The sequence below is a fragment of the Roseomonas acroporae genome (assembly GCF_023223525.1).
Lineage (GTDB): Bacteria > Pseudomonadota > Alphaproteobacteria > Acetobacterales > Acetobacteraceae > Roseomonas_E > Roseomonas_E acroporae.
The window spans coordinates 1-25,411 of the sequence record NZ_JALPRX010000133.1 but is presented as its reverse complement, the minus strand read 5'-3'; the positions used below and the strand labels follow the sequence as shown (position 1 = coordinate 25,411).

The following is a 25,411-nucleotide window of genomic DNA, read 5'->3' as shown; positions in this document are numbered from 1 at the left end:
GAGGCGATGCGGGCGGACAGCTTCGCCGAGGTGCTGAAGGCCCAGGCCTGCAAGCCCGAACCCTCCTCGTCCGAGGCCCTGGCGGCGATGCAGCGGCGCGAGCGCGAGGCCTGGGGCGACATCGTCACGCGGCTCGACATCCGCCTGGACTGACCAGCCGCCTTCCCGCGGGCGCGGTTCCCGCTCCGGCGCGTCGGGGCGGCACCCGCGCCTGCCATCGGCCCCGCGCATCGTCCCGTTGCCGGGCCGGGACGCCCGGCTCGCGAGGGCGCCGGATACCGCGCGGGCCGGCGCGGGGCTTGCATGCGAGATGGCAGGAGAGATGGCAGGAGACCCTTCTGCCCGGTACATCCCGCCAGACCAGGCGGGCAAGGAAACGATCACCATGGACGCGACGATCGCCGATACGCCGGCAGGGCATGCCCCGCCGGCGCGGCTGCTCCCCGGCCCCGCGTTGCGTGCCCTCTCGGCGCGTTCCGACGCGCGCGGCGCGGCGCAGCTCGCCTTCCACCTGCTGCTGCTGCTCGCCGGCGGTGCCTGGGTGTCGCTGGCCGGGCCGTGGACGCTGCTGCCGGCCATGCTGGCGCTCGGCGTCGCGCAGGCCGCGCTGTTCGCGCCGCTGCACGAGACGATGCACCAGACCGCCTTCGCCTCGCGCCGCGCCAACGCCGTGGTGGGGTGGCTGTGCGGCTGCCCGTCGCTCTACAACTGGCACTTCTACCAGGTGTTCCACCTCGCCCATCACCGCCACACCCAGGACCCGGCGCGCGACCCGGAGCTGCTCTCGCCCGTGCCGGACACCACCCGCGCCTATCTCTGGCGCGTCCTCGCCGTGCCCTACTGGCAGACGCGCCTGCGGGTGATCCGGGACTGCTGGCGCGGCGACCTCGCCGCCTACCCCTACATCCCCGCCCGCGCCGCGCCGAAGGTGATCCGCAGCGTGCGGGCGATGACCGTGTTCGACCTCGCCCTGGCCGGCGGGGCCGGGCTGCTGTTCGGCTGGTGGGCGCCGGTCTGCCTCTGGATCGTGCCGCAGCTGCTCGGCCAGCCGGCGCTGCGCCTCTACCTGCTCACCGAGCACACGCTCTGCTCGCAGGACGCGAACGGGCTGACCAACACGCGCACCATGCTCACCAACGCCCTGCTGCGCCGGCTGATGTGGAACATGCCCTACCACACGGAGCACCACCTCTACCCGTCCATCCCCTTCCACCGCCTGCCGGACGCGCACGCCGCGCTGCGCGACCGCCTCGCCCATGTCGAGCGCGGCTACGTGCGCTGGCATGCGGGCTTCCTGCGGCACCTGCGCGGCGGCGCCTGACGCGGCCGCGGCCCCGCATCCCGCGCCCGCATCCCGCGCCCGGCGGGCCAGGGCAGCGTTGGTCAGGCAGCGTCGGCCGGGCAGGGCGGGCAGGGGCAGGGCGGGCCAGGGCAGCATGGGCCGGGGCTTTCCAGCCCGCGCCGATAGGCTAGCCTCGGTTGCGTCCCGCCGTTCCGATCCGGCGCCGCGGGAAGGCGACATCATGCAGGGAGCGCGATGACGGAACCGGGCGGCGCAGGGCGCAGGGCGGCGACCCGGGAGGAGACCGACGCCTGGCCGGCCGGCGGCGGGGAGGTCGGCGCGCTGCTGCGCCGGCCCGGCTTCTCGGCGGCCGGGCTGGGCCCGCCGGACCGGTGGCCGCCCTCGCTGCGCGGCGTGGTCGAGCTGGTGGCGGCCTCCCGGCAGGCCATGTTCGTCGCCTGGGGGGCGGAGCTGGCCTTCCTCTACAACGACGCCTACGTGCCGATCTTCGCCGAGCGCCATCCCGCGGCGCTGGGCCTGCCGTTCCGCGAGGTGTGGTCGGACATCTGGCCGCAATTCGCCCCCCTGGTGGACCGGACGATGCGGGGCGAGGCGAGCCTGCACCGGGAGATGCTCATCCCGATGATGCGGGAGGGCCGGTTCCGGGACACCTGGTTCACCTTCTCCTACACGCCGCTGCGCGACGAGGCCGGGCGCATCGCCGGGATACTCTGCGCCACGATGGAGGTGACGGACCAGGTACTCGGCAAGCAGCGCGAGCGCGCCGCGCTGGCGGCGCTGCACGAGCGCACCGCGGCGCTGGAGACGGTGAACCGCGCCGGCATCGCCATCACCGGCGAGACCGATCTCGGGCGCGTGGCGCAGACCGTCACGGATGCCGGCGTGGCGCTCACCGGCGCCGAGTTCGGCGCCTTCTTCTACGAGGCGCACGGAGCCCGGGGAGCGGAGGGGGCCGGCGCCGGGGCGGGCGGCGTGGAAGGGTCCGGCACGGAAGGATCCGGCGTGGAAGGATCCGGCACGGAAGGGCTGGGCCCCGCGGGGAGCGGCTACCGGATCTTCGCCCTCTCCGGGGTGGACCGCGCCGCCTTCGCCGGCTTTCCCATGCCGCGCAACACGGCGCTGTTCGCGCCCACCCTGTCCGGCCAGAGCGTCGTGCGCTCGGACGACATCACGCGGGACCCGCGCTACGGGAAGAATGCGCCGCATGCCGGGATGCCGCCCGGCCACCTGCCGGTGCGCTCCTACCTCGCCGTGCCGGTGCGGTCGCGCACCGGCGAGCCGATCGGGGCGCTGCTGTTCGGCCACAGCAGGCCCGGCCGCTTCAGCGAGACGGACGAGGCGAGCCTCGTCAGCGTCGCCGGCCAGGCGGCGGTGGCGATCGACAACGCCCGGCTGCTGGAGGCCGCCGACCGCGAGATACGCCGCCGCCGCCGGGTCGAGGAGCAACTGCGCCAGCTCAACGAGACGCTGGAGGCGCGGGTCGCGGCCGAGATCGCCGAGCGCCGGCAGGCCGCGGCGGCGCTGCAGCAGGCGCAGAAGATGGAGTCGATCGGCCGGCTCACCGGCGGCATCGCGCACGACTTCAACAACCTGCTCCAGGTCGTCGCGGGCAACCTGCATCTCCTCGCCCGCGACGTGGCGGGCAATGCGCGGGCGGAGCGGCGCGTGGCCAACGCGCTGGCCGGCGCCATGCGCGGCGCGCGCCTCGCCAGCCAGCTCCTGGCCTTCGGGCGGCGGCAGCCGCTGGAGCCCAAGGTGGTGAACATCGCCAGCCTCGTCGCCGGCATGGACGACCTGCTGCGCCGCGCGCTCGGCGAGGCGATCGTGGTGGACCTGCGCATCGACGGGGCGCTGTGGAACACGCTGGTCGATCCCGTCCAGCTGGAGACGGCGCTGCTCAACCTCGCGATCAACGCCCGCGACGCCATGGACGGCGCCGGCCGGCTGACGATCGTGGCCGGCAACGCCGCGCTGGACGCGCGGCACGCCGCCGCCGACGCCGAGGCCGCGCCGGGCGACTACGTCGTGCTCTCGGTCGGCGACACGGGCTGCGGCATGCCGCCCGAGGTGCTGGCGCAGGCCTTCGAGCCCTTCTTCTCGACCAAGCCGGAGGGCAAGGGCACCGGCCTCGGCCTCTCCATGGTCTACGGCTTCGTGCGCCAGTCCGGCGGGCACGTGCGGATCCGCAGCGAGGTCGGGGTCGGCACCGTCGTCCGCCTCTTCCTGCCGCGCGCGGCGGGCGCCGGGGAGGCGGCCGCGGCGGGCGCCGAGGCCGGACCGCTCTCGGCCGCCGCCGGGGCCGGGTCGCTCGTCGGCGGCACCGAGACCATCCTGGTCGTCGAGGACGACGAGCAGGTGCGGACCACCGTGGTCGAGATGCTGGGCGATCTCGGCTACCGCGTGCTGGCGGCGCCGGACGCCACGGTGGCGCTGGCGATGCTGGAGGGCGACGCCGTGGTCGACCTGCTGTTCACCGACGTGATCATGCCGGGGCCGCTGCGCAGCACGGAGCTGGCCCGCCTGGCGCGCGAGCGCCGGCCCGGCCTCGCCGTGCTGTTCACCTCGGGCTACACCGAGAACACGCTGATGCAGGGCAACCGGCTGGGCGCGGACATCGAGCTGCTCTCCAAGCCCTATGCGAGCGAGGCGCTGGCACGGCGGATCCGCCATCTGCTGGCCGGCCGGGCCACCCGGCATGCCGCCACGGGCGCGGCCGGGGAGGCCGTGCCGGACGGCGCGCCGGACCGGGCCGCGCCGTCCGCCACCCTCGAAGAAGCCGCGGCATCCGGCGTCGTCGGCGGAGCCGCGCCGTCCGGCGTCGTCGAGAGTACCGCGCCATCCGGCGTCGTCGAGAATGCCACGCCATCCGGCGTGAGGGACGCCCCGCGCGGCAGCGCCGCCGATCCCCGGCGCGGCGGGGCCGGGCCGAACCCGGAACGCCGATGCTCCTGACCTTCGCGATCCTGCTGACCACGGCGGTGCTGCTGGTCTCGCTGTCGCGCCGGCTCGGCCTCGGCAGCGTGCTCGGCTACCTCGTGGGCGGCGCGCTGATCGGGCCCGCCGGGCTGCGCCTCGTCACCGACGTGCACGACATCGCCGAATTCTCCGAGCTCGGCGTCGTCATGCTGCTGTTCCTGATCGGGCTGGAGGTGCGGCCGCGCCGGCTCTGGGTGCTGCGGCGCGCCGTGTTCGGCCTCGGCTCGGCGCAGGTGGCCGCGACCGGCGTGGCCATCGCCGCGATCCTGGCCGCCGGCGGCCTCGCCTGGCCGGCGGCGACGGTGCTGGGGGCGGGGCTCGCGCTCTCCTCCACCGCCATCGTGCTGCCGATGCTGGCCGAACGCGACCTGCTCGGCGCCCCCGCCGGACGCACCGCCTTCGCCGTGCTGCTGTTCCAGGACCTCGCCTTCGTGCCGCTGGTCGCCGCCGTGCCGCTGCTCGCCATGGGCCCCTCGTCGCACGGGCTGCCGACCGAGGTGCCGTGGCGCGAGGTCGGCCTCGGCTGCGCCGTCATCGCGGCGATCCTGCTCGGCGGCCGCTTCCTGGTCCGTCCCGTCTTCCGCGCCATCGGCGGCGCGCGCACGCCGGAGGTGTTCACCGCCCTCGCCCTGCTCGTGGTGATCGGCACGGCCACGCTCGCCAGCCTCGCCGGCCTGTCCACCTCGCTCGGCGCCTTCCTCGCCGGCGTGCTGCTCTCCGATTCCGAGTACCGGCACGAGATCAAGTCCACCATCGAGCCCTTCGAGGGGCTGCTGCTCGGCCTGTTCTTCCTCTCGGTCGGCATGGCGGCCAATCTCGGCCTGGCCGTGGCCGAGCCCGGCTTCTTCGCCCTGGCCCTGCTCGGCATGATCGCGACGAAGACGCTGGTCGCCTTCCTGCTGGCGCGGCTCGCCGGGCAGCCGGACGCCTCCGCGCTGCGCGTCGCGCTCTCGCTCTGCCAGGGCAGCGAGTTCTCCTTCGTGCTGTTCGCGGCGGCGGTCGGCGTCGGCGCGCTGGACCAGGAGGCGGCGGACCGGGCGACGCTGGTGATCGCCCTCTCCATGGCCGCGACGCCGCTGCTCTTCGCCGCCTCCGAGCGCCTCGTGATCCCGCGTCTCGGCCGCGAGCGGCCGCGCGTCTTCGACAGGATCGAGGACGACGGCGCGCCGGTCATCATCTGCGGCTTCGGCCGGGTGGGGCAGATCGTCGGCCGCGTGCTGCGCATGCGCGGCATCGCCTTCACCGCGCTGGAGAAGGACCCGGCCCAGCTCGACGTGGTGCGCCGGTTCGGCGAGGGCGTCTACTACGGCGACCCCACGCGCCACGACCTGCTGCGCGCGGCGGGGGCGGAGCGTGCGCGGGTGCTGGTGGTGGCGCTCGACGACATGGAGGAGGTGCTCCAGGTCGTCGACATCGCGCGGCGCAACTTCCCGAACCTCAAGCTCGTGGTGCGCGCCCGCAACCGGCGCCACGCCTACCTGCTGATGGACCGCGGCGTCGGCGACCTGGTGCGCGACACCTTCCACTCCAGCCTGCGCCTGAGCGAGCTGGTGCTGCGCGACCTCGGCATCCCGGAGGCGGAGGCCGGGCGCGCCGTCGCGCTGTTCCGCGACTACGACGAGCGGCGGCTGGTCGAGAGCCACGCCTTCTACACGGACGAGAAGCAGCTCATCCAGAGCAACGCCCAGGCGGCCGAGGAACTGACCGAGCTGTTCGCCGCCGACCAGCGACGGCTGGAATCGGAGGCCGCCGCCCGCAGCCGGGTCGGCGCGGGGGACTGACGCCCGCCCGCACGGGTCCCGGCTTGTGCGCGCCGGTCTCGCGCGCGGCGTTGCTGGGGCGGCCGCGCGCCGAACCGGCAAACCCTGCGGGTCCGCATCCGTGCGGACCCGGACGAGGCGCCCCGGCAGCGGCCCGCCCCGTGCCGGCGGCGTCGCGTGGGGCGCACCGCACGCCTGTGCCGGGAAGGCCCGCCCGGGTGGCGGCCTCGCGCCGGGCGCTTGACGCCCCGCCGCCGCGGCCGAAGGCTGCGCGCCGCGTCGGCGCCGGCCGGCGGCGAGGCAGCGGGGGGAAAGCGCGATGGCCGAGAAGGGACAGGGCGCCGGGCCAGGGGCGGGGAAGGCGGGCGGGGCGTCGCTGCGCGTGGCGGTGATCGGCCTCGGCAACATCGGCCTCGGCGCCGCCTGCAACCTGCTGCGCGCGCCCGGCCTCGACGTCACCGGCTGCGACCTCGGCGAGGCGGCGCGCGCGGCCTTCGCGGCGGAAGGCGGACGGGCCGTGGCCGGCGCCGAGGCGCTGCCCGAGGGCACGGAGGCGGTGCTGGTCTGCGTGGTCAGCGCCGCACAGGCGCGCGCCGCGCTGTTCGGGCCGCGCGGGGCGGCGTCGCGCCTCGCCCCCGGGGCGGTGCTGATCGTCTCCTCCACCATGGCCGCGGCGGATGCGCGCGCCCTGGCCGCCGAGGCGGCGGCGCGCGGGCTGCTCTACCTCGACGCGCCGGTCTCGGGCGGCGCGGTCGGGGCGCGGGAGGGGCGGCTTTCCGTGATGGCCTCGGGCTCGGAGGCGGCCTTCGCGAAGGCGGCGCCGGTGCTGGGGCCGATCGCGGGCAAGGTCTGGAAGCTCGGCGACGCGCCCGGCCTCGGCACCACGATGAAGGTGGTGCACCAGCTCCTCGCCGGCGTCCACATCGCGGCCGCCGCCGAGGCGATGGCGCTCGGCATCAAGGCCGGCATCGAGCCGCAGGCGCTCTACGACGTGGTGACCAACGCCGCGGGCAATTCGTGGATGTTCGAGAACCGCATGGCCCATGTGCTGGAGGGCGACGACACGCCGCGCAGCGCGGTGGAGATCTTCGTCAAAGACCTCTCGCTGGTCGCCGAGCTGGGGCGCGAGGTGGCCTCGCCGGTGCCGCTGGCGGCGCAGGCGCAGCAGCTCTTCGTCGCGGCGAAGGGGCTGGGGCAGGGCGGGCGGGACGACGCCTTCGTGATCCGGGTGTGGCAGGCGATCACGGGGATCGCCTTGCCGGAGAAGGACGCCTCGTAGGCCCCCGGGGGGCCCCCTGGGGACCTCCAAGGGGGGGAAGCCGGGAACCTGCCTCGCCCCCGAGCCGATTCCGCAGAAAAAAGGCGGCACCGGAAGGTGCCGCCGAGTTCAGGGAGGAAACGTCCAAGAAAGGCAGCGCCCGCGGGCGCCGCTGCGAGGGAGAATGCCGGAAATCCCTGAACGGTTCCTTACGGTTTTTGCGATGCACACCAGGTGTGTTGCCGCTGCAACAACGGCTTCGGCCGCCACGGCGAACCGCAGTCCGGTTGGGACTGCGGTTCGCCGTAGCTCGTTGTTCTCGGCGCGGATTCACGCCGCCGGGCGTGTCCGCCCGCCGGCGATCCACTCCAGCCTGTCGGTTTTTCGCATTTTCCGAGTCGCCGGGTGAGTCCACCCAGCTTGAAAATGCTCTACGGCGAACCGCAGTCCGGTTGGGACCGCGGTTCGCCGTAGCTCGTTGTTCTCAGCGCGGATTCACGCCATCGGGCGTATCCGCCCGCCGGCGATCCGCTCTATCCCGCCGCCGGCAGGCAGGCGGCCGCGAGCAGCGCGAAGGCCCGCGCCCGGTGGCTGATTGCGTGCTTTGCTGCCGGCGCCATCTCGCCGAAGGTCTCGGCGTGGCCGTCCGGCACGAACATCGGGTCGTAGCCGAAGCCGCGCGTGCCGCGCGGCGGCGCCACCCAGTGGCCCGTGGCGCGGCCCTCGAAGGCCTCGACATGCCCGTCCGGCCAGGCCAGCACCAGCGCGCAGGTGAACCAGGCCGCGCGGTCGGCCGAGCCCGCCGCCAGGGCGGCTACCCTGGCCATCGCCGCGGCATAGTCGCGGCTGCCGTCCGGCTGCTCGGCCCAGTCGGCGGTGCGCACGCCGGGGTCGCCGCCGAGCGCCGCCACCGAGAAGCCGGAATCGTCGGCCAGCGCCGGCAGCCCGGCGGCCGTCGCCGCCGCCAGCGCCTTGATGGCGGCGTTGCCGACGAAGCTGTCCTCCGTCTCCTCGGGCACCGGCAGGCCGAGCTCGCCGGCCGAGACCACGGCGACGCCGTGCGGTGCCAGCAGCGCCGCCACCTCGCGCAGCTTGCCGGCGTTGTGCGTGGCCAGGACGATCCGCGCCCCCGGCTCCAGCCGGCGCGGCATCAGCCCGGCTCCCCGGCGGGAAGCCCCACGGCGAGGCGCTGCGCCGCGAAGAGCTGCGCCGTGCCGTGGCGGGCGAGGCGCAGCAGCTCCAGCAGCTCGGCCTCGGAGAAGGGCGCGCCCTCGGCGGTGCCCTGCACCTCGACCAGCCCGCCCTTGCCGGTCAGCACGAAATTCGCGTCCGCCCCTGCCTTGCTGTCCTCCGCGTAGTCGAGGTCGAGCACCGGCACGCCGTCGCAGATGCCGCAGGAGACCGCCGCCACCTGGTCGAGCAGCGGCACCGCCTTCATGATGTTCTTCGACATGCAGTGCCGGAACGCCAGGTGCAGCGCCACCCAGGCGCCGGTGACCGAGGCGCAGCGCGTGCCGCCATCGGCGTTCAGCACGTCGCAGTCGATGGTGACGGACATCTCGCCCATGGCGGCGCGGTCGGTCACGGCGCGCAGGCTGCGGCCGATCAGGCGCTGGATCTCCTGCGTGCGGCCGGACTGCCGGCCGCGCGCCGCCTCGCGGTCGCCGCGCGTGTGGGTGGCGCGCGGCAGCATGCCGTACTCGGCGGTCACCCAGCCCTCGCCCTTGCCGCGCAGGAAGCCGGGCACGCGGCCCTCGACGCTCGCCGTGCACAGCACCTCGGTGCCGCCCATGCGGATCAGGCAGGAGCCCTCGGCATGGCGGGCGAAGCCGGGCTCGATGCTGAGCGTGCGCAGCGCGTCGGCGGCACGGCCGGAGGGGCGTGAGAGGGCGGGGGCGGAAAGCGCGGTGGCCATAGAGGGCGGTATCCTGGTCGGAGGGCGCCGCACCATACGCGCGGCGGCCATGGGGTCCAGACCGGCTCGGCTGCTCAGTCCGGCAGCACCTCCGCCCGCAGCCGCTCCGCGACGCCCGCGCGCTCGATCGCCTCGCACAGCCGGCGCATGCGCCGTCGCTCGGCGTAGAGCCGGTCGAGCAGCGACAGCACGACCGGCATTGCCTCCTCGCCCACCTCCATCTCGTCGCGCAGCTCGACGATCAGCCGCACCCGCGCCACGTCGATCTCCGAGAAGGCGAAGCCGTCCGCCCCGCGGGAGGGCCGCACCCAGCCCTGCGCGATCCACCCCTCGATCTCCGACGCGCGCAGCCCGGCGACGAGGCGCAGCAATGCCTCCAGCGCGATCATGCCCCGCCCTCCGTGTCGCGGCCCATGCCGGCGCGCGGATCGGTCTCGTGCGCCGGCGCCCAGCCCTTCAGGAACTCCTCCAGCCTCTCGTCCACCTCGCCGAGCACGAGTTGCAACGTCACGTAGAGGTCGCCCGCCGGCTTGCCGCCGTGCTCGGGCACGCCGCGGCCGCGCAGGCGCAGCCGCTTGCCGGTATCGGAACGCGGCGGCACGGTCATGTTCACCGCCCCGGCCGGAGTCGGCACCGAGACCTTGGCGCCCAGCACCGCCTCCGCGTAGGTGACCGGCAGGTCGAGGTGGATGTCGTTGCCCTCGCGCCGGAAGAAGCGGTGCGGGCGGATGTGCACCTCGATCATCGCGTCGCCCGCCGGCCCGCCATTGGCGCCGGGCGAGCCCTGGCCGCGCAGGCGCAGCACCTGGCCGTCGGTCAGCCCCACAGGGATGTTGACGTCGAGGTCGCGCCCGTCCGGCAGGGTCAGGCGCCGCTTCGCGCCGCGCACCGCGTCGAGGAAGTCGACCTCCAGCCGGTACAGGTTGTCCTGCCCGCGGCGCGGGCCGCTGCTGCCGCCGCCGCGCGCGCGGAAGTAGTCGCCGAAGATGTCGCCGAGATCGGCGTCCGAGAGGTCCTCGAACCCTCCCTGGAAGCCGCCCTGGAAACCCTCGGCGCCCGGGCCGCCGCCCATGCCGCCACGCGGCCCGGCGCGCCGGTAGCGGGCGCCTGACATGCCCTCGGCATGGTCGCGGTAGTAGCCGCGCGGCGCCTGCTCCTGGCCGCTGGCGTCGATCTCGCCGCGGTCGAAGCGGGCGCGCTTCTCGGCGTCGGAAAGCAGGTCGTAGGCCGCGGTCACGTTCTTGAACCGCTCCTCCGCCGCCTTGTCGCCGGGGTTGAGGTCGGGGTGCAGGGTCTTGGCGAGCTTGCGGTACGCCTTGCGGATCGTGTCCGCGTCGGCGTCGCGCGCCACGCCCAGGGTCTGGTAGGGATCTTCGGCCGCCATGTGTCCCCATATCGTTGCCGGGATGGCCGGGTTCCAGCCTCGCCGGAACGGACCCCGGGTTGCCGTTGGGCCGCCTCCGGGACTCCATGCCCGCGGTTGACGCGTGGTGGTCCCGTCCCTAGCTTTTTTGCGACGTTTCGCAGCGCCTTGCCAAGGAGGTTCCGGCAGGTTTCGATGGTCGCGGCACGCGGCTTCACCCCGGGCGGCCTCGCCCCCGGCGGTCTCTCCACCGGTCTCGGTCAGGCTGGCCTGGGCAGCCTGGGCGGCGTCCCGCCCGGGCTGGACACGCGCTCCGCCACCATCCTGCGCGAGCTGGTCGAGCTCTACGTCGCGACCGGCGAGCCGGTGGGCAGCCGCACCCTGTCGCGCCGCCTGCCGCAGGCGCTCTCGCCCGCCACCATCCGCAACGTCATGGCCGACATGGAGGAGGCGGGGCTGCTCTACGCCCCGCACACCAGCGCCGGCCGGCTGCCGACCGAGCGCGGCCTGCGCCTGTTCGTGGACGGGCTGCTGGAATTCGGCGACCTCGCGGAGGAGGAGCGCGACGCCATCGCCGCGCGCTGCGCCGCCACCGGCCGCTCCTTCCAGGAGACTCTGGGCGAGGCGAGCCAGATGCTGGCCGGCCTCGCCGGCGCCACCGGCCTCGTCGTGGCACCCAAGTCCGAGGCGCCGGTGCGCCACATCGAGTTCGTCAACCTCGGCCCCGGCCGCGCCCTGGTGGTGCTGGTGACGGCGGACGGGCAGGTGGAGAACCGCGTCATCGAGGTGCCGCCGGGCCTGCCGCCCTCGGCGCTGACGCGCGCCTCGAACTACCTCAACAGCCGGCTCGGCGGGCAGACGCTGGAGGAGGCGCGGCGCGCCGTCAGCGAGGACATCGCCGCCGACCGCACCGCGCTCGACGCGCTGACGCACCAGGTGATCGAGGCCGGGCTCGCCACCTGGTCGGGCGGCAGCGCCGGCGGCTCGCTGATCCTGCGCGGCCAGGCCAGGCTGCTGCAGAACGTGGACCAGATCGCGCGGCTGAACGACATCCAGGCGCTGTTCGAGCGGTTGGAGGCGCAGGAGACGATGCTGCGCCTGCTGGAGCTGGCCCAGCGCGGCGAGGGCGTGCAGATCTTCATCGGCGCCGAGAGCGGCCTGTTCGACACGGCCGGGCTCTCCATGGTGGTCGCCCCCTTCCGCGCGGGGGAGGGCGAGCGGCAGCGCATCGTCGGCGCGATCGGGGTGATCGGGCCGATGCGGATCAACTACGGGCGTATCATCCCGGTGGTGGACTACACGGCGCGGGTGATCGGGCGGCTGCTGGGGTAGGGCCCGGCCGGGACGGAGGCCGCCCACGGCCGGACCGCCGGTGCGCGGCGCCGGGGCCGCCATGCCGCCGGGAGCGGCGGCACGGCGGCGGTCGCGGCGCTACCGGCCCTTCGTCAGCGTCGTGTAGGCGGTGATGAGGTTGCGGTAGTCGGGGATGTGGTTCGAGAAGAGCGTGCCCAGCCCCTCGACGTCGTTGCGCCAGTCGCGGTGCAGCTCGGCGGCGAGGCCGAACCAGGTCATGAGCTGCACGCCGGCCTGCGACATGCGGTTCCAGGCCGAGTGCCGCGTCAGCTCGTTGAAGGTGCCCGACGCGTCGGTGACGACGAAGACCTCGAACCCTTCCTCGATGGCCGAGAGGGCCGGGAAGGCGACGCAGACCTCGGTGACCACGCCCGCGATGATGAGCTGCCGGCGGCCGGTCGCCTTCACCGCCCTGACGAAGTCCTCGTTGTCCCAGGCGTTGATCTGGCCCGGCCGGGGGATGAAGGGGGCGTCCGGGAACATCTCCCGCAGCTCGGGGACCAGCGGGCCGTTCGGCCCGTCCTCGAAGCTCGTCGTCAGCACGGTCGGCAGGCCGAAGTACCGCGCGACGTCCGCGGTCGCCAGGACGTTGTTCTTGAAGCGGTCCGGGTCGATGTCGCGCACCAGCGACAGCAGGCCGGTCTGGTGGTCGACCAGCAGCATCGCCGCCTGGTTCCTGTCGAGCCGGACGTAGGGCTTGCCCATGGGCTGTCTCCTCTCTCTCGTGTGAAGGCACCTGCCCGCCCCCGGCGTCGCCGCCGGGGGCGGGGTCCTCGTCAGGAGGCGGCGGCCTCCGGGATGAGGCCGAACCGTCCCGACTGGAAGTCCAGCATCGCCTGCCTGATTTCCGTCGCCGTGTTCATGACGAACGGCCCGTGCGCGACCACCGGCTCGTCGATGGGCTCGCCGGACAGGACCAGCAGCTTGGCCTCGGTCTCCGCCGTCACGGCCACGGGACCGCCTTCGCGCCCGAGGATGACGGTCTGCGCCTCCCGCGCGGCCTGTCTGCCGTCGATCCCGACCCGGCCGGAGAGGACCGCGATCGAGAGCGTGCGTCCCGCCGGCGGGTCGAGCGTGACCGTGCCGCCGGCCGCGAGCCGCACGTCCCAGATGTCGATCGGCGTGAAGGTCCGCGCCGGACCCCTGGCGCCGCCGAAGGCGCCAGCGATGACCCGCACGCGGCCCGCGCCGTCCGGCAGCGTCACGACGGGGATCGCCGCGTCGGCCAGGCCCTGGTAGCCGGGCCGGGCCGACTTGTCGCGGGCCGGCAGGTTGACCCAGAGCTGGGCCATCTCGAAGCGGCCGCCTTTCCGGGCGAAGTCCGGGGCGTGGTACTCCTCGTGCAGGATGCCGGCCGCCGCCGTCATCCACTGCACGTCGCCTGGGCCGATCACGCCGCCGGCGCCGGTGGAGTCGCGGTGCTCCACCGCGCCGTCGTAGACGATGGTCACGGTCTCGAACCCCTTGTGGGGATGCTGCCCGACGCCGCGCCGTGCCGTCGTGGGCGCGAACTCCGTCGGCCCCGCATGGTCCAGCATGACGAACGGGCTGGCATCCCGGCCCTGCTCGTGATGCGAGAGCATCGTGCGGACCGGGAAGCCGTTCCCGACCCAGTGCTGGCGAGGGGCATCGTGGATGCCGAGAACCTGTCGCATGGACTCCTCCTTCCGGCGGCGCCGGTGCGCCGTGCCGATCACGGCCTATCTGTGCATGGGACAGTGCCGCCTTAAGACGTGGCTGCTCGCCAGACTGTCCTGCTCATGGGACAATGGATGATGCAGGACCTGAACGACCTCTATTACTTCGTGCAGGTGGTGGACGATGGCGGCTTCGCCGCGGCGGCCCGGCGCCTCGGCATGCCGCGGTCGCGACTGAGCCGGCGGATCGGCCTGCTGGAGGAGCGGCTGGGCGTGCGCCTGATCCAGCGCTCGACGCGCCGCTTCGCCGTCACCGACATCGGCCGGGACTACCACCGGCACTGCGTGGCCATGCTGGTGGAGGCCGAGGCGGCGCAGGAGGCGATCGACCGGCGCCGCGCCGAGCCGCGCGGCGTGGTGCGGGTGAGCTGCCCGGCCACCCTGCTGTTCTTCGAGGTCGGCGAGATGGTCGTCCGCTTCATGGCGGCCTGCCCCGATGTCGAGGTGCATCTCGAGAACACGAACCGCCGGGTCGACGTCATCGGCGAGGGCTTCGACGTGGCCTTCCGCGTCCGCTTCCCGCCGCTGGAGGACAGCGGGCTGGTGATGCGCGAGCTGGGGCCGAGCCCGCAGCGCCTGGTGGCCGCGCCCGCGCTGCTGGCGGGACGGGCCGGCCTGCGCGCGCCCGGGGACCTCGCCGCGCTGCCGAGCCTCGCCTGGAGCACGGGCGATGGCGGCGACCACGAGTGGCGGCTGACGGACGGGGAGGGGCGGGAGGCGACCGTCAGGCACCGGCCGCGCCTCGTGACCGAGGACATGATCTCGCTCCTGCGCGCGGCGCGGCGCGGGATCGGGGTCGTCCAGCTTCCGTCCATGGTCGTGGGTGAGGACATCGCCGGCGGCGCGCTGGTCGACGTGCTGCCCGCCTGGGCGCCGCCCGCCGCGACGATCCACATGGTGTTCCCGACCCGCCGCGGCCTGCTGCCGGCCACGCGGGCCTTCATCGACCACGTCGCCGCGGAATACGGGGCGAAGGGCGACGGGCATGGCGCGCGCGCGGCTTCCGGGCCGGGCTGATCCGGGCGGCGGGACTGCCCGGCGGCGCAGCCCTTGCCCGCCGGCGGCGCAGCGCCGTCGGAGACGCGGGCGGGGCCCGGTCCCGCCTCCCCCGGCGCCGGCCGTTCAGGCCGGGCCGTCGGCCCCCGTCGCCGCCGCGCCGCCGCCATCCCGCGTCGCCAGCGCCTTGCGCAGGAAGATCCGCTTGTACCCCGGCGGCACGTCCAGCTCGCCGAACACCTCGTAGCCCTGCCGGCGGTAGAATTCCGGCGCCTGGAAGCTGAACGTGTCGAGCCAGACGGAATGGCTGCCGCGCGCCAGCGCCCGCCGCTCCGCCCGCGCCAGCATCTCGCGCCCCAGCCCCCGGCCGCGCAGCGGCTCCGAGACCCAGAAGTGGCGGACGTACAGCCAGCCGCCATAGGTGCCGCCGGCCAGCCCGCCCAGGATCTTCCCCGCCGCGTCGCGCACGAACACGCCGAGCGGTCGGAAGGGCTGGTGGCCGGGCCACATCGCCTCGTTGAAGGCTTCCAGCCCCTCGGGGATGCGGTCGAGATCGGCGGCGGCCGGCGCGTCCTCGACGTCGATCCGAAGCCCGGGCGGCAGGTCCACGGCCGGCTGCCCTCAGCGCCCGGAGGGGCCGCCGGCGGCGAAGCGCAGCAGCTCCAGCCGGTCCACCGCCAGTTCCAGCAGGCAGCCGGACTGCGCCACCCCGGCCATCGGCCCCGCCGCCGGGTCGGAGCCCGCGAAGCCGCATTGCAGGTCGCGGAAATTGCTCCAGGCCGACTGCACCCGGTCGAACTCCCCCTGCCGCCCGCCGCCCAGCGTGGCGCGGTAGCGCTGCACGGCCTGGGCGAGCTGGGGCTCGACCTCGCGGCGCTGGGTGTCGAGGCACTGGCGGATGCGCGCCGCATCCTGCTGCTGGTTGCCGATGCAGGCGGCGAGCGCCGCCTGCACCTGCTCGCCGATTCCCGGCCCCTGGGGCATTCCCTGGGGCGTCCCCTGGGGAGCCGGCGCCTGGCCGGCGGGCTGGGCGGCGGCCGGCAGGGCCGACAGCGCGGTGGCCAGGAGGCACGGAACGGCCCATCTCGGGCGCGCGGGCAGGGAACGTGGCATCGGCGGCTTCCTCGGTCGTGGCGATCCTGCGGGGTGGCGCCCGGTGCGGATGCAGGCCGCCGGATATAGAGCGGTTCGTCGCGGCGCGGATATGCCCGCCGGCCGACGCCGCCCGGGAAAGGCGGGATTCCGGCGCGCGGGGCATGTGGGGTCCCGCGCCCCGGCCGGGCCGCGATCCGCCGCCGGCGCGGAGCGATCACGGAGCGGGCGGATGGCCGGCCCGGCCCGGCACCCGCGGACGGCACCCGTCGACAATCCCCCCGACTCCGGGACCGCCCTGGCGCCGAATTCACTTTGCGCGCGTCGCCCGCCGGCCAAACCTTCCGCCGCCGGGCGCCGTGGCCGCCGCCGGCGGAAGGGACCGCCATGCTCAGGGTTCACCACCTCAACAATTCCCGCTCGCAGCGCATCCTCTGGCTGCTGGAGGAGCTGGGCCTCGACTACGAGGTGGTGCGCTACGAGCGCGACCCGCAAACCATGCTGGCCCCGCCCTCGCTGCGCGCGGTCCACCCGCTCGGCAAGTCGCCCGTGCTGCAGGACGGCGACGCGGTGCTGGCGGAGTCGGGCGCCATCATCGAGTACCTGGTCGGCCGCCACGGCGATGGCCGCCTCGTCCCGCCGCCCGGCGGCGAGGCGCACCGGCGCTACCTCCACTGGCTGCACTTCGCCGAGGGCTCGATGATGACGCCCCGCTTGGTCCGCTTCTGGCTGCGCCGGCTGGGCGAGGCCGGGAAGCCCGGCATCGAGGCGGCGAACGCGCAGATGGCGGGGCTGCTGGCCTTCGTGGAATCGTCGCTGGGCGACGATCCCTGGCTGACGGGCGCGGACTTCACCGCCGCCGACATCCAGATGAGCTTCCCGCTGGAGGCCGAGGCGGGCAACGGCGTGCTGGACGACGGCTATCCGCGCCTGCGCGGGCTGCTCGCGCGGCTGCATGCCCGCCCGGCCTACCAGCGGGCGCTGCAGCGGGGCGGCCCCTACGCCTACGCCTGAACCGGCCCGCACAGGTCCCGACCGGTGCGGGCCGGCAGCGCGCGGGGTTGGCGGGCGGCCGCCCGCCGAACCGACCCCCGCCCCGGTGCGGACCCGTGCGAGAGCCGTCCGGGCTGCCGCGGGCCGGTACCGGCGGGTGCTTTGCCGGCAACGGGCGCCTCGGCCCCTTGCCCCGCCGCCCCGCGCCGGGGCGGCGGGCCGGCCTGCGGCGTTCGGCGCGCCGCGCCGGACCTTCCCGGCATGCGTGCCGGCGGCGTCGTGCCGCCGGCGGTTGCCCCGGACCCCCCGCGCCACTAACTGGACGACCAAAGCAAGGGCACCAGGGCGACGGCCGCCGGGGTGCCCCCCACGCCGGAAGACACGAAGATCATCCCATGAACGACAGAGACGACGCGACGGGCGGCCCGGCCGACCAGGGCGGGGCCAGGCAGGACGGGAACGGCCAGGACGGAACCGGCCACCCGGCCGGCGAGGCCGACCGCATCGCCGCCCTGGAGGCGGAGATCGCCTCCCTGAAGGACCGCTGGCTGCGCTCCGAGGCGGAGGCGCAGAACATCCGCAACCGCGCCCGGCGCGAGGCGGAGGAGGCGCGCAGCTACGCCATCCAGAAATTCGCCCGCGACGTGGTGGACGCGGCCGAGAACCTGCGCCGCGGCCTCGACTCGCTGCCGGCCCAGAGCGACTCCGAGCCCGAGCTGCTGACCAAGCTGCGCGGCGGCTTCGAGGGGGTGGAACGCTCCTTCCTGGCGATGCTGGAGCGCCACGGCGTGGTCCGCAAGGACGCCGCCGGCCAGCCCTTCGACCCCGAGCTGCACCAGGCGATGGCCGAGCAGCCGGCGCCCCCCGGCACCGCGCCCGGCACGGTGCTCCAGGCCTGGACGCCGGCCTGGACGCTGAACGGGCGGCTGCTGAAGCCGGCCATGGTGGTGGTGGCGGGCGGCGGCCCGGCCGCCGGCGCCGCGCCGTCGGGCGAACGGGTGGACCGCACCGCCTGACCGCCCCGTCCGCCCGCCGCCGTCCGATTCCCCCGGCCGCCGCGGAAGGACGGCCGCGGGAAGCGGGCCCGAAGGCCGGCTCCCCAGGCTGATTTTGCGAGGGCGGGATGCGGCATCGGGTGCTCCCCGCCACTTGTCGCGGCGCCCTCGCCTGAATACATCCCCCTGCAACAAGGCCCGCCCCGTCGGGCGGGCCGTTCCACCATCCGAGCCCGGATCCCGGGCCAGGGGATGGGCGCGGCGCCGAGCGAGGGCCGCCCCCATCCGCCGCAAGAGGAGACTACGGATGAGCAAAGTCATCGGCATCGACCTGGGCACGACCAATTCGTGCGTCGCCATCATGGAAGGCGGCGAGACGAAGGTGCTGGAGAACGCCGAGGGGGCGCGCACCACGCCCTCCATGGTCGCCTTCGCCAAGAACGGCGAGGTGCTGGTCGGCCAGTCGGCCAAGCGCCAGGCGGTGACCAACCCGACCAACACGCTCTACGCCGTCAAGCGCCTGATCGGCCGCCGCTTCGACGACCCGATGGTCCAGAAGGAGAAGTCGCTCGCCCCGTACCACATCGTGCGGGCCGACAACGGCGACGCCTGGGTCGAGGTCGAGGGCAAGAAGTACGCGCCGCAGCAGATCAGCGCGCACGTGCTGACCAAGATGAAGCAGACCGCCGAGGCCTATCTCGGCGAGAAGGTGACGCAGGCCGTCATCACCGTCCCCGCCTACTTCAACGACAGCCAGCGCCAGGCGACCAAGGAGGCCGGCTCGATCGCGGGGCTCGAGGTCCTGCGCATCATCAACGAGCCGACGGCGGCGGCGCTCGCCTACGGCCTCGACAAGAAGCATTCCGGCACCATCGCGGTCTACGACCTCGGCGGCGGCACCTTCGACGTCTCCGTGCTGGAGATCGGCGACGGCGTGTTCGAGGTGAAGGCCACCAACGGCGACACCTTCCTCGGCGGCGAGGACTTCGACCAGCGCGTCATCGACTACCTCGCGGACGAGTTCAAGAAGGAGCAGGGCATCGACCTGCGCGGCGACAAGCTCGCCCTGCAGCGCCTCAAGGAGGCGGCCGAGAAGGCCAAGATCGAGCTCTCCTCGTCCAAGCAGACCGAGGTGAACCTGCCCTTCATCACGGCCGACGCCTCCGGGCCGAAGCACCTCGTGATGCAGCTCACCCGCGCCAAGCTCGAGAGCCTGGTGGACGACCTGATCCAGAAGACGCTGGCGCCCTGCCGCGCCGCGCTGAAGGACGCCGGTCTCCAGGCGAACGAGATCGAGGAGGTGATCCTGGTCGGCGGCATGACCCGCATGCCCAAGGTCATCGAGGCGGTGAAGCAGTTCTTCGGCAAGGAGCCGGCGCGCAACGTCAACCCGGACGAGGTGGTCGCCATCGGCGCCGCGATCCAGGGCGGCGTGCTCAAGGGCGACGTCAAGGACGTGCTGCTGCTCGACGTGACGCCCCTCTCGCTCGGCATCGAGACGCTGGGCGGCGTGTTCACGCGCCTGATCGACCGCAACACCACCATCCCGACCAAGAAGTCGCAGGTCTTCTCGACCGCCGACGACAACCAGACCGCGGTCACCATCAAGGTGTTCCAGGGCGAGCGCGAGATGGCGGCCGACAACAAGCTGCTCGGCAACTTCGACCTGCAGGGCATCCCGCCCGCGCCGCGCGGCGTGCCGCAGGTGGAGGTGACCTTCGACATCGACGCCAACGGCATCGTCAGCGTCAGCGCGAAGGACAAGGCCACCGGCAAGGAGCAGCAGATCAAGATCCAGGCGCGCTCCGGCCTGTCCGACCAGGACATCGAGCGCATGGTGCGCGACGCCGAGGCGCATGCGGGCGAGGACAAGAAGCGTCGCGAGACGGTCGAGGCCCGCAACCAGACCGAGGCGATGGTCCATCAGCTCGACAGGACGCTGAAGGAGAACGCCGAGAAGGTGCCGGCCGCGGAGAAGGAGGAGGCCGAGTCCGCCCTGGCCGCCGCCCGCACCGCGCTGGAGGGCAGCGACCCCGAGGCGATCAAGGCCGCCGGCGAGCGCGTCTCGCAGGCCGCGATGAAGGTCGGCGAGGCGATCTACAAGGCCACCCCGCAGGAAGGTGCCGGCCCGCAGCCCGGCGCCGGCCCGGCCGGCGGCGCCTCCGGTGCCCAGGGTGGGGCCCAGGGCGGCGACCGCGTGGTCGATGCCGACTTCGAGGAAGTCGATCCGAAGAAGAAGGCCGGCTGATCCGGCGCCGGTCCCCGCCCGCACGGGTGGGGGCCGGTGGCCGCGCGGGCCGGCCGGAACGCGCAGCGCAGGGTCTGCCGGATGCCCGGTTCCGCTCGGAACCGGGCATCCGCGTATCTTCCCCGCCGCGCGGCCGCCGGCCGCCCGTACCGGCATGGGAATTGCTCCGCGGCCGGTCCGATCCCGGTGGAATGCCTTCGCGCCGGATCGGGCCGCCTGCGGATCAGGCAGATGGATGACCGGTCCCGCGCGCGGGGATCGGCAAGCAGGGGATCTGGGGGCGGATGGTTGAGCAGATGGCCAAGCAGGACTACTACGAGATCCTTGCCGTCGCACGGGACGCGACCGAGGACGATCTGAAGAAGGCCTACCGCAAGCTCGCCATGAAGTACCACCCGGACCGCAACCCGGGGGACAAGGCCGCCGAGGCGCGCTTCAAGGAGCTGAACGAGGCCTACGACGTCCTCAAGGACGGCGAGAAGCGCGCCGCCTACGACCGCTACGGCCATGCCGCCTTCGAGCAGGGCCAGGGCGGCTTCGGCGGCGCCGGGGCGGGCTTCGGCGGTGCCTTCGAGGACATCTTCGAGCAGATGTTCGGCGGCCTCGGCGGCCGTCGCGGCGGGCAGGCCGCCGGGCGTGGCGCCGACCTGCGCCAGGCGGTCGAGATCTCGCTGGAGGAGGCCTTCTCCGGCGTGAAGAAGCCGGTCCGCGTGCCGTCCTCGATGACCTGCGAGGCGTGCAAGGGCACGGGCGGGGAGGGGGGCTCGGCCGCGGCCACGAATTGCGGCACCTGCGGCGGCTCCGGCAAGGTGCGGGCGCAGCAGGGCTTCTTCCTGATCGAGCGCACCTGCCCCACCTGCGGCGGCCAGGGCCGCATCATCAAGAACCCCTGCAAGGTCTGCCACGGCGCCGGCCGCGTGCAGAAGGAGCGCACGCTGAGCGTCGCCATCCCCGCCGGCGTCGAGGACGGCACCCGGATCCGGCTGGCCGGCGAGGGCGAGGCGGGGCTGCGCGGCGCCCCGGCCGGCGATCTCTACGTGGATGTCGCGGTGCGGCCGCACGGGCTGTTCCAGCGCGAGGGCGCCAACATCTTCGTCCGCGTGCCGCTGCGCATGTCGCAGGCGGCGCTCGGCAACAGCGTCGAGGTGCCGGTGATCGACGGCGGCCGCGCCCGCGTCGCCATCCCCGCCGGCACGCAGACGGGCGACCGCTTCCGCCTGCGCGGCAAGGGCTTCTCGGTGCTGCGCTCGGCGGCACGCGGCGACATGTATGTCGAGGTCGTGGTGGAGACGCCGCAGCACCTCTCGAAGCGCCAGCGCGAGCTGCTGGAGGAATTCGAGGCCGAGGCCGAGCAGTCCGGCCGTCATTCGCCCGAGAGCGAGGGCTTCTTCGCCAAGGTGAAGGAGTTCTGGGAAGGGCTGGGGCGCTAGATCCGTTCCGGCCTGACTGTATCAGGCCGGAACGGCTCCAGACTTCGGTTTTTCGCATTTTCCGGGTCGCCGGGTGAGTACACCCAGCTTGAAAATGCTCTGGAGCGGATCGTCGGCGGGCGGCGACGCCCGGCGGCGTGAAGCCGCGCTGCAACAACGGGCCACGGCGAACCGCGCTCCCATCCGTCGGTTCCTTGCCGGTGCGGCACGATAGCGGCGAGGTGAAGCCGGGCCGCCGCTCCTTCCGCCGGCGTGGCGGAACCGCCACGGACCGGCCCACGTTCTCCCCGTGCCCGTCGAACTTCCCCCAATCGACGGCATGGCAGGCGGTGGCACGTCCCTGGTCCCGGCACGTGTCACCGCCCGCCCCCCGCTTCCGCCATCGGCTGCCTGAATCCCCGCCTTCGGTCGGACCCTTCCGCCGGCGATGGGTGCGGCACGCCCGGAACGACACGGAGGAAACCATGGCGACGAACCCCAGTCCCGGCCCTGTTGCCGGACAGCCCTCACCCCGACCCTCCAGCCTGCCGCAGGGCGACATCGCCCGCGACGAGACGGGCAGCCTGATCGCGGCCGAGAAGGTCAACGGCACCGCCGTCTACGACCGGCGTGGCGAGCGGGTCGGCACCATCGAGGACCTGATGATCGACAAGCGCAGCGGCCAGGTCGCCTACGCGATCCTGAGCTTCGGCGGCTTCCTCGGCATCGGCGAGAAGCACCATCCGCTGCCCTGGTCGGTGCTGGAGTACGACACGGCGCAGGGCGGCTACGTGGTGGACATCGACCCCTCCGTGCTGGAGGGCGCCCCCGCCTACGCCCGCGCCGAGGAAGCCGACTGGAACGACCGCGCCTGGGGCCAGCGCGTGCACGACTACTACCGCGTCAGACCCTACTGGGACCCGGCGGTCTGACCGGCGCGGCGGGCGCGGCCCGGGCGCAGGGCCGCTTCGCCCTGGCGTCCCGCGCGCCCTCCTTCCGGCCCCCCGGCGCATTCCGCCGGCGCCGCACGGACACCTCGTCTGGACGGGACGCCGCCCCTCTCCCTAAATCGCCCGCGACGGAGACCAGGGGGAGCCGCATGCCGGCACGCATCGGAATCGCCGGCCTCGCCGGCCGCATGGGTCGGCTGCTGGCCGAGGAGGTCGCCGCCGCCGGCGCCGCGCTGGCCGGCGGCACGCGGCGCAGCGCCGCCCCGCCCGCCGGGGATCCCGGCCTGCCCCTGCTTCCCGACGCCCGTGCGCTGTTCGAGGCGAGCGAGGTGGTGATCGACTTCACCCATGCCGCCGCCGCCGCCGGCCACGCCGCGCTGGCGGCCGAGACCGGCACGCCGCTGGTGCTCGGCACCTCCGGCCTGGACGCGGCGCAGGAGGCGGCCGTGGCCGAGGCGGCGCGGCGCGTGCCGATCGTCTATGCCGCGAATTTCGCGCCCGGCGTGGTGCTGCTGTTCTCGCTCGCCGAGCGCATGGCCGCCGCCCTGCCGGCCGACCAGTACGATGCCGAGATCGTCGAGATGCACCACCGGCAGAAGGTGGACGCCCCTTCCGGCACCGCCGTGGCGCTGGGCCGTGCCGTCGCCGCCGGGCGCGGCACCACGCTGGAGGAGGCCGGGCGCGAGAGCGGCCGCGACGGCCATACCGGCCCGCGCGGCACCGGCACGATCGGCTTCGCGGCGCTGCGCGGCGGCCAGGTGGTGGGCGAGCACACGCTGCTCTTCGCCGCCGCCAGCGAGCAGATCGCGCTGACGCATCGTTCCTTCGACCGCCGGGTCTACGCCACCGGCGCGGTGCGCGCGGCGCTGTGGCTGCTCGGCCGGCCGCCCGGCCTCTACGACATGAAGCACGTGCTGGGCCTGGACTGACGGCCACGCCGTCCCCCGGCGGCGCGGCGCGCTTCGCCGCGCGCTTCCCCACCGTCTGGCACGTCGCCGAGGCGGAGGGGATGGCGCTGATCGGCGCCTGGGGTTTGCTGCCCGCGGCCGAGCTGCGCCGCCGTCTCGGCGCCGCCGCCTCGGACTGCAACCGCGAGGCCTTCGAGCCGCTCCGCGCCCCGGCCGACCAGGGCGGGGGCGTGGCCGTGCTGCGCTTCCAGCTCATGCGCGACGCCCGGCTCCGCCCCACCCTGCACGGTGCCTACGCGAACGACCCCGCCGCCTGGCGCCGCCACGTCGATGCCCATGTCTTCCTCTGGCCGGGCGAGGTGCGCCGCGATTCCTTCCTGCGCGCCGTGGTCCGCGCAAGGCGCGCCGAGGCCGTCCGCCTGGGCCTGCCGCCGCCGTCGCCGCCGCTGGTGCTGGCGCTGGACACGGCCGGGCTGCTGCGCCGGCATGGGGAATCGGCCTGGTTCTCCCGGGTCAACGTCGGTTCCACCCTGCGCGCCGGGGCGCGGGTGCGGCGGGACGAGCACACGCTGCGGCCGATCGCCGACTATGCCGGCGGGCCGGTCGCCGAGCTGGCCGTGCGCGGCCCCGTGGCGCGCGACCTGATCGGGCGGATCGCGGCAGGGCATCCATGCCCTGCGGCGTGACACGTACATTTAAAGATATCTTTATGCTTGACCGTATAGGTCGCGGCTGCGAAACAGCATGACCAGCCGGGCACGGCGCCCCCGGGTGCAACACCGGGTCCACCAATCGTGGCAGGCGTCGCGTCCTCCGCCCCGTCCCGCCGGGCGGTCCGGCGATGCCGTGCCACGCCGCGCGACAAGAGGACGAATCAGGCCATGCGCGACAAGGGCGAATACCTCTTCACCTCCGAGTCCGTCTCGGAAGGCCATCCGGACAAGGTCGCCGACCGCATCAGCGACACGGTGCTCGACACCTTCCTGGCCGCCGACCCCTATGCGCGCGTGGCCTGCGAGACGCTCGTCACCACCAACCGCATCGTGCTGGCGGGCGAGGTGCGCGGCCCCGACACGATCACGGCCGAGGAGCTGATGCACAACGCCCGCATGGCGGTGCGCGACATCGGCTACGACCAGAGCGGCTTCTCCTGGAAGACCGCCGACATCGCCTGCCACCTGCATGCCCAGTCCGCCGACATCGCGGTGGGCGTGGACGCCGCCGGCAACAAGGACGAGGGCGCCGGCGACCAGGGCATCATGTTCGGCTACGCCTGCACCGAGACGCCGGAGCTGATGCCGGCGCCGCTCTACTACGCGCACCTGGTCCTGCGCCGCGTCTCCGAGATGCGCCGCAACCACGACAAGCTGGTCGAGGGCCTGCTGCCCGACGCCAAGTCCCAGGTGACGCTGCGCTACGTGGACGGCAAGCCGGTCGGCGCCACCTCCGTGGTCGTCTCCACCCAGCATGTCGAGGGCATGGAGCAGGCCGAGATCAAGCGCCTGCTCTGGCCGATCGTCGAGAGCTCGCTGCCCAAGGGCTGGATGCCGCCGGAGAAGGAGTTCTACGTCAACCCGACCGGCACCTTCGTGATCGGCGGCCCGGACGGCGATTGCGGCCTGACCGGGCGCAAGATCATCGTGGACACCTATGGCGGCGCGGCCCCGCACGGCGGCGGCGCCTTCTCGGGCAAGGACCCGACCAAGGTGGACCGCTCGGCGGCCTACGCGGCGCGCTACCTCGCCAAGAACGTCGTCGCGGCGGGGCTGGCCGAGAAGTGCACCATCCAGGTGAGCTACGCGATCGGCGTCTCGCACCCGCTCTCCGTGTACTTCGACCTGCACGGCACGGGCCGCGACATCGACGAGGAGAAGCTGGCGGCCGTGGTGCAGGAGCTGATGGACCTGCGCCCGCGCGGCATCCGCGAGCACCTGCACATGAACCGCCCGATCTACGTGCCGACCTCGGCCTACGGCCATTTCGGCCGCGTGCCGGACGAGGAGAAGGGCACCTTCACCTGGGAGCGCACCGACCTGGTGCCGGCGCTGAAGCAGGCCTTCGGGCGGCGCTGAGGACTTCGACCGCTCCGGGGTCCCTTCGGGGAAGGCGCCGCCTTCCCCGGACCCCATCCGCCCCTCGGGGAAGGCTCCGCCTTCCCCGGACCCCATCCGCCAGGAACCTCAGGTTCCTGGACC

22 protein-coding genes are annotated in these 25,411 nt (G+C 74.1%); 14 read left to right on the top strand and 8 right to left on the bottom strand.

The annotated features are described in order from the left end of the window. Positions 1–385 precede the first annotated feature (385 nt). The 4 genes from M0638_RS24825 (at position 386) to ltnD (ending at position 7,318) form a co-directional block, all read left to right on the top strand. On the top strand, positions 386–1,321 hold the full coding sequence (locus tag M0638_RS24825; RefSeq protein WP_248669647.1) for a fatty acid desaturase: 936 nt from the start codon (positions 386–388) through the stop codon (positions 1,319–1,321). 216 nt (positions 1,322–1,537) lie between these two features. Then, a complete protein-coding gene (locus M0638_RS24820) occupies positions 1,538–4,255 on the top strand; it encodes a GAF domain-containing hybrid sensor histidine kinase/response regulator (protein WP_248669646.1) in 2,718 nt (905 codons plus the stop codon). Next, positions 4,246–6,060 carry a monovalent cation:proton antiporter-2 (CPA2) family protein gene (locus tag M0638_RS24815; protein WP_248669645.1) on the top strand — a complete coding sequence of 605 codons (1,815 nt, stop codon included), beginning with the start codon at positions 4,246–4,248 and terminating at the stop codon, positions 6,058–6,060. The genes M0638_RS24820 and M0638_RS24815 overlap by 10 nt, the downstream gene beginning before the upstream one ends. A gap of 298 nt (positions 6,061–6,358) precedes the next feature. Further along, entirely contained in the window at positions 6,359–7,318 is a 960-nt protein-coding gene (gene ltnD / locus M0638_RS24810) for an L-threonate dehydrogenase (RefSeq protein WP_248669644.1), read from the top strand. Positions 7,319–7,830: 512 nt separating this feature from the next. Here ltnD and M0638_RS24805 read toward each other — a convergent pair. The 4 genes from M0638_RS24805 to M0638_RS24790 all read right to left on the bottom strand — a co-directional run bounded on the left by M0638_RS24805 (position 7,831) and on the right by M0638_RS24790 (position 10,596). Continuing rightward, complete coding sequence (locus tag M0638_RS24805) at positions 7,831–8,448, bottom strand: non-canonical purine NTP pyrophosphatase (protein WP_248669643.1); 618 nt, start codon at positions 8,446–8,448, stop codon at positions 7,831–7,833. Next, positions 8,448–9,212 carry a ribonuclease PH gene (gene rph / locus M0638_RS24800; protein ID WP_248669642.1) on the bottom strand — a complete coding sequence of 255 codons (765 nt, stop codon included), beginning with the start codon at positions 9,210–9,212 and terminating at the stop codon, positions 8,448–8,450. Before rph ends, M0638_RS24805 begins: the two co-directional genes overlap by 1 nt. 74 nt (positions 9,213–9,286) lie before the next feature. Next, positions 9,287–9,601, bottom strand: a complete 315-nt coding sequence (locus tag M0638_RS24795; protein ID WP_248669641.1) for a chaperone modulator CbpM — start codon at positions 9,599–9,601, stop codon at positions 9,287–9,289. Then, on the bottom strand, positions 9,598–10,596 hold the full coding sequence (locus M0638_RS24790) for a DnaJ C-terminal domain-containing protein (protein WP_248669640.1): 999 nt from the start codon (positions 10,594–10,596) through the stop codon (positions 9,598–9,600). The genes M0638_RS24795 and M0638_RS24790 overlap by 4 nt, the downstream gene beginning before the upstream one ends. Positions 10,597–10,770: 174 nt before the next feature. Between M0638_RS24790 and hrcA the strand changes: the two genes are divergently transcribed. Then, the gene (gene hrcA / locus M0638_RS24785) at positions 10,771–11,907 is read left to right on the top strand and encodes a heat-inducible transcriptional repressor HrcA (RefSeq protein ID WP_248669639.1); all 1,137 of its coding nucleotides are present in this window, start codon (positions 10,771–10,773) and stop codon (positions 11,905–11,907) included. A gap of 99 nt (positions 11,908–12,006) precedes the next feature. Here the strand turns inward: hrcA and ycaC are convergent, their stop codons facing one another. Together ycaC and M0638_RS24775 are read right to left on the bottom strand one after the other, a co-directional pair. Further along, positions 12,007–12,633, bottom strand: coding sequence for an isochorismate family cysteine hydrolase YcaC (ycaC, locus tag M0638_RS24780; RefSeq protein ID WP_248669638.1), 627 nt, complete (start codon positions 12,631–12,633; stop codon positions 12,007–12,009). A 71-nt stretch (positions 12,634–12,704) separates the two neighbouring features. After that, positions 12,705–13,583, bottom strand: a complete 879-nt coding sequence (locus M0638_RS24775; RefSeq protein ID WP_248669637.1) for a pirin family protein — start codon at positions 13,581–13,583, stop codon at positions 12,705–12,707. Positions 13,584–13,700: 117 nt separating this feature from the next. Between M0638_RS24775 and M0638_RS24770 the strand changes: the two genes are divergently transcribed. Continuing rightward, entirely contained in the window at positions 13,701–14,642 is a 942-nt protein-coding gene (locus tag M0638_RS24770) for a LysR substrate-binding domain-containing protein (RefSeq protein ID WP_248669636.1), read from the top strand. Between the two features lie 105 nt (positions 14,643–14,747). Here the strand turns inward: M0638_RS24770 and M0638_RS24765 are convergent, their stop codons facing one another. Both M0638_RS24765 and M0638_RS24760 read right to left on the bottom strand, forming a co-directional pair. Next, the gene (locus tag M0638_RS24765; RefSeq protein ID WP_248669635.1) at positions 14,748–15,230 is read right to left on the bottom strand and encodes a GNAT family N-acetyltransferase; all 483 of its coding nucleotides are present in this window, start codon (positions 15,228–15,230) and stop codon (positions 14,748–14,750) included. Between the two features lie 12 nt (positions 15,231–15,242). Then, the gene (locus M0638_RS24760; protein WP_248669634.1) at positions 15,243–15,734 is read right to left on the bottom strand and encodes a lysozyme inhibitor LprI family protein; all 492 of its coding nucleotides are present in this window, start codon (positions 15,732–15,734) and stop codon (positions 15,243–15,245) included. A gap of 366 nt (positions 15,735–16,100) precedes the next feature. Here M0638_RS24760 and M0638_RS24755 point away from each other — a divergent pair, with 366 nt between their 5' ends. The 8 genes from M0638_RS24755 (at position 16,101) to metK (ending at position 25,288) form a co-directional block, all read left to right on the top strand. After that, positions 16,101–16,727 carry a glutathione S-transferase family protein gene (locus M0638_RS24755; RefSeq protein WP_248669633.1) on the top strand — a complete coding sequence of 209 codons (627 nt, stop codon included), beginning with the start codon at positions 16,101–16,103 and terminating at the stop codon, positions 16,725–16,727. A 374-nt stretch (positions 16,728–17,101) separates the two neighbouring features. Further along, on the top strand, positions 17,102–17,722 hold the full coding sequence (locus M0638_RS24750; protein ID WP_248669632.1) for a nucleotide exchange factor GrpE: 621 nt from the start codon (positions 17,102–17,104) through the stop codon (positions 17,720–17,722). A gap of 286 nt (positions 17,723–18,008) precedes the next feature. After that, entirely contained in the window at positions 18,009–19,949 is a 1,941-nt protein-coding gene (gene dnaK, locus M0638_RS24745; protein WP_248669631.1) for a molecular chaperone DnaK, read from the top strand. Between the two features lie 296 nt (positions 19,950–20,245). Next, positions 20,246–21,379, top strand: a complete 1,134-nt coding sequence (gene dnaJ / locus M0638_RS24740) for a molecular chaperone DnaJ (protein WP_248669648.1) — start codon at positions 20,246–20,248, stop codon at positions 21,377–21,379. A gap of 464 nt (positions 21,380–21,843) precedes the next feature. Continuing rightward, positions 21,844–22,290, top strand: a complete 447-nt coding sequence (locus M0638_RS24735) for a PRC-barrel domain-containing protein (RefSeq protein WP_248669630.1) — start codon at positions 21,844–21,846, stop codon at positions 22,288–22,290. 167 nt (positions 22,291–22,457) lie between these two features. After that, complete coding sequence (dapB, locus tag M0638_RS24730) at positions 22,458–23,237, top strand: 4-hydroxy-tetrahydrodipicolinate reductase (protein WP_248669629.1); 780 nt, start codon at positions 22,458–22,460, stop codon at positions 23,235–23,237. Continuing rightward, the gene (locus M0638_RS24725) at positions 23,177–23,902 is read left to right on the top strand and encodes a DUF7002 family protein (RefSeq protein ID WP_408903673.1); all 726 of its coding nucleotides are present in this window, start codon (positions 23,177–23,179) and stop codon (positions 23,900–23,902) included. Before dapB ends, M0638_RS24725 begins: the two co-directional genes overlap by 61 nt. A gap of 195 nt (positions 23,903–24,097) precedes the next feature. Next, positions 24,098–25,288 carry a methionine adenosyltransferase gene (gene metK / locus M0638_RS24720; RefSeq protein ID WP_248669627.1) on the top strand — a complete coding sequence of 397 codons (1,191 nt, stop codon included), beginning with the start codon at positions 24,098–24,100 and terminating at the stop codon, positions 25,286–25,288. Positions 25,289–25,411: the final 123 nt, after the last annotated feature.